The organism is Dietzia sp. DQ11-38-2 (assembly GCF_014145055.1).
In the GTDB taxonomy this organism is placed as follows: domain Bacteria; phylum Actinomycetota; class Actinomycetes; order Mycobacteriales; family Mycobacteriaceae; genus Dietzia.
Map to the genome: position 1 here is coordinate 11,610 of NZ_JAALDW010000240.1, position 9,141 is coordinate 20,750.

Consider the following 9,141-nt stretch of genomic DNA (forward strand, 5'->3'; position numbering starts at 1 on the left):
GGTCGGCATCCCACCCGGATACCGGCACCGGTGACGCCGTCCGGATGCTCGACGAGGCCGGAGCCCTACTGGACCTGCTGGACCAGTCGTGGTGGTGCCCGGCAACGCTGTTCCCGAACGGTCGCGCCGCGTTCACGCTCGGTTTCCGTTCCGGGATCATCGTCGACGGCACCGGCCGGCGATTCGCCGACGAACTCCTGCCGTACGACCAGATGGGCCGGCGCATGCGCGCTCGGATGGACGACGGTGCCGGCGAGGAGTTCTGGTTCGTCTTCGACGACGTCGAGGCGGGCGGGTACCCGGCGATCTGCGTCCCCGGCCCCGATCCCGATCAGCATCGCGAGGCCGGTCTCTGGCGCACCGCCGGATCGATCGGGGAACTGGCGGAGGCCATCGGCGTCGACGAGGTCGTCCTGGGGGAGAGCGTCGCACGGTACAACGGCTTCGCCGCCCGTGGACAGGACGATGACTTCGGTCGGGGTGAGGATCCCTACGGCCGCTTCTTCCTCGGTGCGTCGTCACCTGAGGAGTGCCTGCGGCCACTCGAGGGCGAGCGCTTCCACGCCGTACGGCTCGTCCTCGGGGATCTGGGCACCAAGGGGGGCGCGGTGACCGACCACCACGGCGCCGTGCTGGATACCGACGGCGCCCCGATCCCGGGCCTGTACGCCGCGGGCAACTCCTCGGCGTCGGTGTCAGGTGAGGCGTACCCCGGCCCCGGCGTACCCCTGGGGTCGGGCATGACGATGGCCTTCCGGGCTGTCGCCGACATGGCCGGCGAGTCGATCCCGGTGGATCCGTTCGCCGTCGCCCCCTGAGCCGAGCTCCCTTCAGCCGAGCTCCCCGGAAACGGCGACGAGAGGAAACGACAGCGGGCCGGATCCTCCTGTCGGAGGCCCGGCCCGCTGTCGTATGTCGTCGGAGGATCAGTACTCGTGGCGACGAGTACGGTTCTCCTCCTGCAACGTGGTGAGCATCGAGTGCTCCCGGTCGTGCTTGCCGTGCTCGGACTCGTCGAGCATGTGGACCTCGTCGGCCGGGTCCGCCGTCAGTGCACCACGCGGGGGGCGACCGGCGGCACCGAGCTGGTTCATCTTCGTGGGCACCTTGGCACCGGCGTACTCGAGCGGCACCGCGTGTCCGTGCTCGTCGACCCCCGCGAGCGGCTGGTGGACCTCGACGAACTCGCCCTGCGGCATCCGCATGATGATGCCGGTCTCGATTCCGTGCTCCAGAACCTCCCGGTCGGCCCGTTGGAGGCCCAGGCAGAGCCGGTAGGTGAAGAAGTACATGAGCGGCGGCAGAAGGATGAGGCCGATCCGTCCCGCCCATGTGGTGGCGTTCAGTGAGATGTTGAAGTGATAGGCGATGAGGTCGTTGGATCCCATCAACACAAGGATCACGTAGAACGTGATGGCCATGACACCGGCCGCGGTACGAACCGGCACGTCGCGCGGACGCTGGAGCAGGTTGTGATGCGCGGTGTCGCCGGTGAGCTTGGCCTCGATCCACGGGTACAGGAACATGATCACGACCATCGCGCCGAGCATCACGGCGACCCAGAGCACCGCGGGGATGGTGTAGTTGCCCAGGTAGATCTCCCACGCGGGCATCACTCGCGCGCCGCCCTCGGTCCACAACATGTACCAGTCGGGTTGCGAGCCGGCCGATATGTGGGATGGGTTGTATGGCCCCAGGTTCCATATGGCGTTGATCGTGAACATGCCCGAGAAGAGCATGAGCATGCCGACGGTGATGGCGCCGAACGCGACCGACTTGACCGCGAAGACCGGGAGGATGCGGACGCCGACGACGTTGTTCTCCGTGCGGCCGGGCCCGGGGAACTGCGTGTGCTTCTGGTACCAGACCAACGCGAGGTGCGCGGCGATGAGCGCCAGGATGATGGCGGGGATGATCAGCACGTGCAGGATGTAGAAGCGCGGGATCAGGAGATCGCCGGGGAAGTCCCCGCCGAAGATCATCCAGTGCATCCAGGTCCCGATGACCGGGAGTCCGACGATGATGCCTGAGGTGATCCGGATACCGGTACCCGACAGGACGTCGTCCGGCAGGCCGTAGCCGAGGAAGCCCTCGACGATACCCAGCAGCAGCAGCACACAGCCGATGACCCAGTTCGCCTCACGCGGGCGACGGAACGCGCCGGTGAAGAAGATCCGGATCATGTGGACGACCATCGAGGCGACGAAGAGCAGCGCCGCCCAGTGGTGGATCTGACGGACGAAGAGCCCGCCACGGACCTCGAAAGAGATGTTGAGCGCGGTCTCGTAGGCACGGGAGATCTCGATGCCGTTGAGGGGCGCGTAGGCGCCCTGATAGATCACCTTCGACATCGACGGGTCGAAGAAGAGCGTGAGGTACACACCCGAGATCAGCAGGATGATGAAGCTGTACAGGGCGATCTCGCCCAGCAGGAAGGACCAGTGCGTGGGGAAGACCTTGTTGATCTGCCGGCGCATGCCCTTGGCCATGGTGTATCGCGAGTCGAGATTGTTCCCGACCTCCGCGAGTTTGGTGTTGTTACTCATGAACGACGCTCCCAGAAGGCAGGTCCGACCGGCTCGATGAAGTCACCGTTGGCGACGAGGTATCCCTCGCTGTCAACCGCGATGGGCAACTGCGGCAGTGCGCGCGCGGCGGGGCCGAAGATCGGCTTCGCGTACTCGAGCGCGTCGAACTGCGACTGATGGCACGGGCAGAGGAAGCGGTGCGTCTGCTGCTCGTACAGTGAGGTGGGGCATGCGAGGTGTGTGCAGATCTTCGAGTAGGCGTAGAGGTCGCCGTAGTTGAAGTTCTCCTGGCCCTTGCGCTTGATCACCTTGGCCGAGTCGGCCGGGCGGAAGCGGATCAGCATGACCGAGTTCCGAGCTCCGTGGATCGAGTGCATGTGCTCCTCGAAGTCGCCCAACGCGCTCGCGGGGAGCGGGAACACCGACTCGAGTCCGCCGGCTGCCAGGTCCTCGACGTGGATCCGTTCGAGGCGACCCTCACCCGCGGGCGGATGGCCGTCAGGGAAGACCTTGCCGGTGTCGCGACCGAGGTACACCTTCTCGGCGGGGAGCCCGTCCGGCCGGGTGTCCGAGGCAAGGGTCCACCCCGTGGTGTGCAGCGTGCCGTCTCCCGCGATGGTCATCTCCCCGCGGCGCCACGGGTTCTTGATCATGCCCCCGAGAGGCAGGATCGCGGACAGCCCGATGAGAGCCACGCTCGCACCGAGGAACCCGCCCATGACCTTGCGGCGACCGAGGGTCGAGGTCTTCCACGAGTCGTTGAGACCGGCGACGATCGTCCGACGGTCGATGTCCTCGGACGGCCCGTCGTGGCGGGTCTGGACCGAGATCTCCTCCGGGATGAACTTCTTGGTGAACTGCACGGCCCCGAATCCCAGGAACAGGATCGACAGTCCGATCGTCAGGCCGAGCAGAGGCGTGTACGCCATGTAGAGCCAGTAGCCGTCCTCGCCCTGCCCGCGGTACTCCCACGGCCACGCGATATAGATCACGGCGAAGGCGAGCGCGAGGACCGCTGACAGCGCGAACCATGTGGTGACGATGCGGGCGGCGCGCTTCTCGGCACGGGAGGTGACACCCTCCGGCCACCGTCCCTCGCGGAATCGGACGTCGACCTCGTCGAGCTCGGTACCCAGCCGGACGAGCTCGGAGTCGCTCATCCGGTCGAGGTCCGCGGCGGACGGGTTCTTGGGGGTCTCACTCATGAACGGGATCCGATCCAGAGGGTCGCACCGATGAGGGCGACGATGCCGACTAGCCAGATGGCCACACCTTCGGTCACGGGGCCGAGTCCGCCGAGCGCGTAACCGCCGGGGGAGACCTTGGAGTCCGTGTCCCTGATGTAGGCGATGATGTCCTTTTTCTCGTCAGGCGTGAGCTGACGGTCCGAGAACTTGGGCATGTTCTGCGGCCCGGTGAGCATCGCTTGGTAGATCTCCTGCTCGTTGGCAGGGTCCAGAATCGGGGCGTACTTGCCCGCCGACAGCGCGCCACCGCGACCGGTGAAGTTGTGGCAGGAGGCGCAGTTGAGCCGGAAGAGCTCGGAACCACGCGCGATCTCCTCGGCCCGGGCCTCGCCCGAGGCCCCCAGCAGCGACTCCTGGGCGATGGAACCGTCGGGATCGGTGACGATCTCGGGGCCACCACCGAAGAGATCGACGTACGCCGCGAGCGCGATGATCTGGTGCTCGCTGTAGCGCGGCTTCTTCCGCTCGGCCTGGGCCTCGTTGTTGGCGGCGGGCATACGACCGGAGTGGACCTGGAAGTAGGTCGCCCCCGCGCCCGTGCCGACCAGCGACGGGCCGCGGTCCTCGACACCCTGCAGGTTCTGCCCGTGGCAGGTGATGCACGCGACGTCATAGATCGACTTGCCCTCGGCGATGAGCGCGGCCTGGTCCTGCTGGGCCGTGGCCACCTGGGGCTCGGGGACTACGGCCGTGGCGATGGCCCCGGCGCCGAGCAGACCGGCGGCGATGACGAGCGCGCCCGTCGCCTTACGGCGACGCTTCGACGAGGCCGGACGTGCCGGGTTCACCGCGGGCTCCGGCGACGGCGTGTCCGCAGCGGGTGGGTGAGGTGAGTTCATTGTGAGTTCCCTTTGGAGTTGGGACCTGCTGGACGCAGCGTCCTGCGGCCAGCTGACTACTGAATGAAGTAGATGGTGACGAAGAGGCCGATCCAGACCACGTCGACGAAGTGCCAGTAATACGACACGACGATGGCCGCGGTGGCCTGGGCGGGGGTGAACCGGGACATCGTCGTCCGCATGACGAGTACGACGAACGCGAGGACGCCGGCCGCGACGTGGAGGCCGTGGAAACCGGTGGTGATGAAGAAGACCGAACCGTAGACGCTGGACGAGATCGTGGTGCCCTCGAGATACATCTCGTAGTACTCGTAGGCCTGGCCGATGAGGAAGACCGTGCCCATCAGGGCCGAGATGATGTACCAGCGACGGAGGCCGAAGACATCCCCCTGCTCGGCGGCGAAGACGCCCATCTGGCAGGTGACCGAGGACGCCACGAGGATCGCCGTGATGGTCAGAGCGAACGGGACGTTGAGGTGCGTCGGGTAGGAGGGCCAGTCACCTCCCGAGTTCGCCTTGGAGACGAAGTACATCGCGAACAGCCCCGCGAAGAACATCAACTCCTGGGACAACCAGATGATGGTGCCCACACTGACCATGTTCGGACGGTTCAGCGAATGAACGCGCTGAGCCATCGCCGATCCTGAGTTATCCACTGCGCTCGTCACGAGGCCAAGTATGACCCCTGAGGTGGGCGGAGGCTGCAGGGACCCCCGATTTCGGCGTGTCCCCACAGTGTTTTCGCAGGTCGTTCCTAGAACTCCCGGAAAGTGCGTCCGACGACGCACCCCGTGCAGGGGTATCAGGGGCTTCTCAGCCTTTCCGGCGGTCGACTTCAGGGTCCCGGAGATGGGAGTCCGCGCCGCACCGATGAGGTGGCTGGTGGCACGATTGTCAGTGCGCGGTCGCGAGGGTGACGGACCGCCGGGATCCAGGGAGAGAGGTCGGGACACGTGGGGAGTTCTGCAGCGTTCGACGAGGGCCGGTCCTGGCCCGGGGTACTCGGCACGCTCACGTCGGGTCGGGACCTGGAACCGGCTGACGCCCGCTGGGCGATGTCCCGGATCATGGAAGGTCTCGCGACGGACGCCCAGATCGCCGCGTTCGGAGTCGCACTCGACATGAAGGGTGTGACGGGCGCGGAGCTCGACGCCCTGTCCTCGACGATGCTCGACTACTCCCGTAGGGTGCCGACCTCCCGGTCCTGCGTCGACATCGTCGGGACCGGTGGTGACCGGCAGGGAACGGTCAACATCTCGACGATGTCCGCTCTCGTCGTGAGTGCCTGCGGGGTGCCCGTGGTCAAGCACGGCAACCGTGCGGCGTCGTCGAAGAGCGGTGGGGCCGATGTCCTCGAGGCTCTCGGCGTCGCGATCGACCTGGGACCGGATGACGTCGCACGGAGCGTGGACGAGGTGGGTGTGGCCTTCTGCTTCGCGCCCGTGTTCCATCCGGCGCTCCGCTTCGCCGCCGCACCCCGCCGGGAGATCGGGATCCCCACGGTGTTCAACATCCTGGGACCACTGACCAACCCCGCAGCACCCGCCGCCAACCTCATCGGGTGCGCGTTCGAGAGCCTGATGCCCGTGATGGCCGAGGTGTTCGCGCTTCGGGGTAGATCGGCGCTCGTGGTGCGTGGCTCCGACGGTCTCGACGAGATCACGATGACGGGACCGACGCGTGTACTGCGTGTCACCGACGGCCACGTGGACGAGGACGTGATCTCTCCCGGGGACTTCGGGATGGCCACCTGCGCGATCGAGGAACTGCGCGGGGGCGACGGGAGACATAACGCGGCGGTGGCCCGGGAACTCTTGTCGGGCGTGAGAGGTCCCGTCAGGGACGCGGTGCTGCTCAACTCCGCGGCGGCGTTGGTGGCGTTCGATGGCCTCGAGCGGGGTGCGGACCTCGTGCCGGCGATGAGGTCGGCGGTGGAGCGCGCCGCGAAGGCGGTGGACGACGGCGAGGCCGCCCGACTCCTGGACAGGTGGGCGGCCTTCAGTGCCGCCCGGTCCTGACACCCGCTCGACCGCTCGTCGACGCCGCCTGCTCGGCTCGATCCGCCCACTCCGCGAGTGTGTGGGCACCGCCGACGGGCAGGGTCCAGCACCCCGTGACCGACACGATGCGGGTGGGTCCGGAATCGATCCACCTGTGCACGTTGCGGATGTCCGAGGCGCTGGCTCCGGCGAACGGCCCGGGGCCGGGTTGCACGGTCGTGGCGCCCGCCCTGAGCGAGTCGATCACGGGCAGTGGTGCTGCTCCGGCGGGCACCGTTCCCGAACCGGCGAGGCGCCCGTGACGCACGACCGCCACCGCCCAGGTGCGCCCGGGCCCGGGTTGGGCCAGGACCAGTTCGCGTAGACCCGCGGTGGAGGAGAGCTCCTGGTGCCGGGTGAGGGTCCGGATCAGTGCCGCCGCGCGATCTCGCAGCCGGGCCGCGCGCTCGAAGGCTCCACCCGCGGCGAGCGAGTCGACCCGGTCGATCATCGCCCTGACGGCCGTGGAGTCCCGGCCGGTGACCAGCGCCTCCCATTCCTCGGCGCCGGGTGGCGAACCGGTGGCCTCCGCCAGATCCAGCCACGCGGCCCTGGCGTCCTCGGTTCTCCCAAAGGGTCCGAGGGCGAACGGGTGTTCCGGGGTCCGGGTGACGTGCCCCCGGATCGCACGTCCCGAGGGAGGGGAGAGCCACCACCCTCGGCGCGGAGACCTGGACCGCCGGTTGTAGGGCGGCTGGAGAGAGTCGATGAGCCGCTCCTCGACGGTCCACGCCTCCAGGAGGTGTGCGCACGGCACCGACTCGACGCTCTCGGCGAGGCCGACCATCGTCCGCATCCTGCCGCGTGGATCAGCTCCGGAGTAGTAGGAGCGGGCTCGGCGCCGGACCGATATGGACGACCCCACGTACAGCGCGCCGCCCGACGCGTCCCGGAACAGGTAGACCCCGGGGCCGGTGGTGAGCGTCTCGGTCAGATTGGCCCGGCGCCGGACCGCGGGGGCGAGGCGTCCGTCGTAGGAACGGAGCTCGGTGAGCGTCGACACCCCGCAGTCACCGACCCTGGAGATCAGTGCGTGAAGGACGTCGACGGTGGCGCGGGCGTCCTGGAGCGCCCGGTGGTTCGGCTCGACTGTGGATCCCAGATGGGAGGCGAGTTCGCCGAGGCGGTGCCCACGGGTTTCGCCCCGATGGAGGATGCGCCGGGCCAGCGTGAGCGTGCACACCGACGGGGGATCGGGCCACGGGTGGCCGGTCGACTCGGCGGCCGCGCGGAGGAATCCGAGGTCGAACCGGGCATTGTGGGCGACCAGTACGGCGCCGCGGGAGAACTCCAGGAACGTCGCCATCACCTCACCGAGTGCAGGGGCCCCGACGAGATCGACGGGCGCGATCCCGGTGAGCCTGCTGATGTGGGCCGGCAGCGAGCCGGTGATGGAGACGAAGGTGGACAGCTCGGCCCGGACCTCCCCACCCCGTACCCGGACCGCGCCGATCTCGGTGATCTCATCCGTTCCCGGCCGGGTACCGGTGGTCTCCAGGTCGACGACGACGAACGTCACCTCGGAGAGCATCGGCTCGAGCTCGTCGAAGGCGGCCTGGACCCCCGTGGTCCCCGGGGTGTGGACCAGTTCTCGAGTCGGGGGGCAGGGCATGGCGCACACGGTAACGATCCGGTCCGACACGGACGTCCGACGCACCCCGCCGTCCGCCGTCCGTCGTCACAGGGGATGGGTGTCGTAGGGGTGGGGTGTCGTACCCGGCCGTTACGGTCTGCCCCGAGCCGCAAATCGCGGCCTGGTAACAAATGGGCAACACGCCCAGGACGGAGTGTGATGTAGATCATGTTCTCGATGGACTGCTCGCGGTGTCCGGCCCGGCCGAGCGGGTGCGAGGACTGTGTCGTCTCCGTGATTCTGTCCGAGGAAGTGCAGGTAGATGCACTATCCGAGGAGTCGTGCGGGTATGTTCTCGAGCCCGAGGTGCGTTCGGCGATCGAGGTGCTCATGGCGCTCGGGCTGGTCTCGACCCTGGAGATCGTGGGTGCTGAAACGGCCGCCTAGCGGATGGGCTGGACTTCGGCGAGATGGTTTCGTAACCTTTTCGAGACCTCGGAAGTCATCACCCGCCCACCGGTGGGGGCCGGGGTCGCCACCAAAGCGCCACCGCGGCGCACCGGGGAACCACGTTCCACTGGGGTGAATCGCCCGACGGCCGAGAGGCCGGGGCGTAGGACAGACTTCCGTGTCCGAACCCGTCAGCTAACCCGGTCGGTGTCCAGGAAGAAAGAGGAAATCACTCTCGTGGGAGCCCACAGCATCAAGGCCAGCTCGACCGGGCGCCGTGTCGCCACCGCAGGACTGCTCGCTGCAGGCGCCGCCGTCGCAGGCGCCGGGACCGCGGCCGCCGCACCGGTGACCGTCGACGTACCCGTCGAACTGCGTCTGCCCGGTGTGCCCGCACAGGTCACCGTCGATCTCCCAGAGGGCATCGCCCTGCCGGCCGGCCTCGTCCCGGTCGCGGCAGCCCAA

8 protein-coding genes, 1 pseudogene and 1 riboswitch are annotated in these 9,141 nt (G+C 68.0%); of the genes and pseudogenes, 4 read left to right on the forward strand and 5 right to left on the reverse strand.

Features of this window, described 5'->3' with window-relative positions; all coding sequences use genetic code 11:
• Positions 1 to 818 (forward strand): FAD-binding protein (locus G6026_RS17240; protein ID WP_241727994.1); only part of this gene is annotated, 818 nt, incomplete at its 5' end.
• Positions 819 to 926: 108 nt separating this feature from the next.
• Here the strand turns inward: G6026_RS17240 and G6026_RS09065 are convergent.
• The 4 genes from G6026_RS09065 to G6026_RS09080 are packed head-to-tail and all read right to left on the reverse strand — an operon-like array spanning position 927 to position 5,282.
• The gene (locus tag G6026_RS09065) at positions 927 to 2,546 is read right to left on the reverse strand and encodes a cytochrome bc complex cytochrome b subunit (RefSeq protein ID WP_107756193.1); all 1,620 of its coding nucleotides are present in this window, start codon (positions 2,544 to 2,546) and stop codon (positions 927 to 929) included.
• Positions 2,543 to 3,733 carry a ubiquinol-cytochrome c reductase iron-sulfur subunit gene (locus tag G6026_RS09070; protein ID WP_182612968.1) on the reverse strand — a complete coding sequence of 397 codons (1,191 nt, stop codon included), beginning with the start codon at positions 3,731 to 3,733 and terminating at the stop codon, positions 2,543 to 2,545. The genes G6026_RS09065 and G6026_RS09070 overlap by 4 nt, the downstream gene beginning before the upstream one ends.
• Positions 3,730 to 4,614, reverse strand: a complete 885-nt coding sequence (locus tag G6026_RS09075; protein ID WP_031264478.1) for a cytochrome c — start codon at positions 4,612 to 4,614, stop codon at positions 3,730 to 3,732. Before G6026_RS09075 ends, G6026_RS09070 begins: the two co-directional genes overlap by 4 nt.
• Positions 4,615 to 4,670: 56 nt before the next feature.
• Positions 4,671 to 5,282: a heme-copper oxidase subunit III gene (locus G6026_RS09080; RefSeq protein WP_031264477.1), complete on the reverse strand. Its 612-nt coding sequence runs from the start codon at positions 5,280 to 5,282 to the stop codon at positions 4,671 to 4,673.
• A gap of 285 nt (positions 5,283 to 5,567) precedes the next feature.
• Here G6026_RS09080 and trpD point away from each other — a divergent pair, with 285 nt between their 5' ends.
• Complete coding sequence (trpD, locus tag G6026_RS09085; RefSeq protein WP_107756195.1) at positions 5,568 to 6,632, forward strand: anthranilate phosphoribosyltransferase; 1,065 nt, start codon at positions 5,568 to 5,570, stop codon at positions 6,630 to 6,632.
• Here the strand turns inward: trpD and G6026_RS09090 are convergent.
• Positions 6,613 to 8,265, reverse strand: a complete 1,653-nt coding sequence (locus G6026_RS09090; RefSeq protein WP_182612969.1) for a DEDD exonuclease domain-containing protein — start codon at positions 8,263 to 8,265, stop codon at positions 6,613 to 6,615. The two genes, trpD and G6026_RS09090, sit on opposite strands and share 20 nt — an antisense overlap.
• Before the next feature lie 273 nt (positions 8,266 to 8,538).
• Between G6026_RS09090 and G6026_RS17810 the strand changes: the two genes are divergently transcribed.
• The gene (locus tag G6026_RS17810) at positions 8,539 to 8,673 is read left to right on the forward strand and encodes a hypothetical protein (RefSeq protein WP_255412667.1); all 135 of its coding nucleotides are present in this window, start codon (positions 8,539 to 8,541) and stop codon (positions 8,671 to 8,673) included.
• 79 nt (positions 8,674 to 8,752) lie between these two features.
• Positions 8,753 to 8,900, forward strand: a riboswitch (cyclic di-AMP (ydaO/yuaA leader).
• A 13-nt stretch (positions 8,901 to 8,913) separates the two neighbouring features.
• A pseudogene (locus G6026_RS09100) lies at positions 8,914 to 9,141 on the forward strand (hydrolase); the annotation flags it as partial.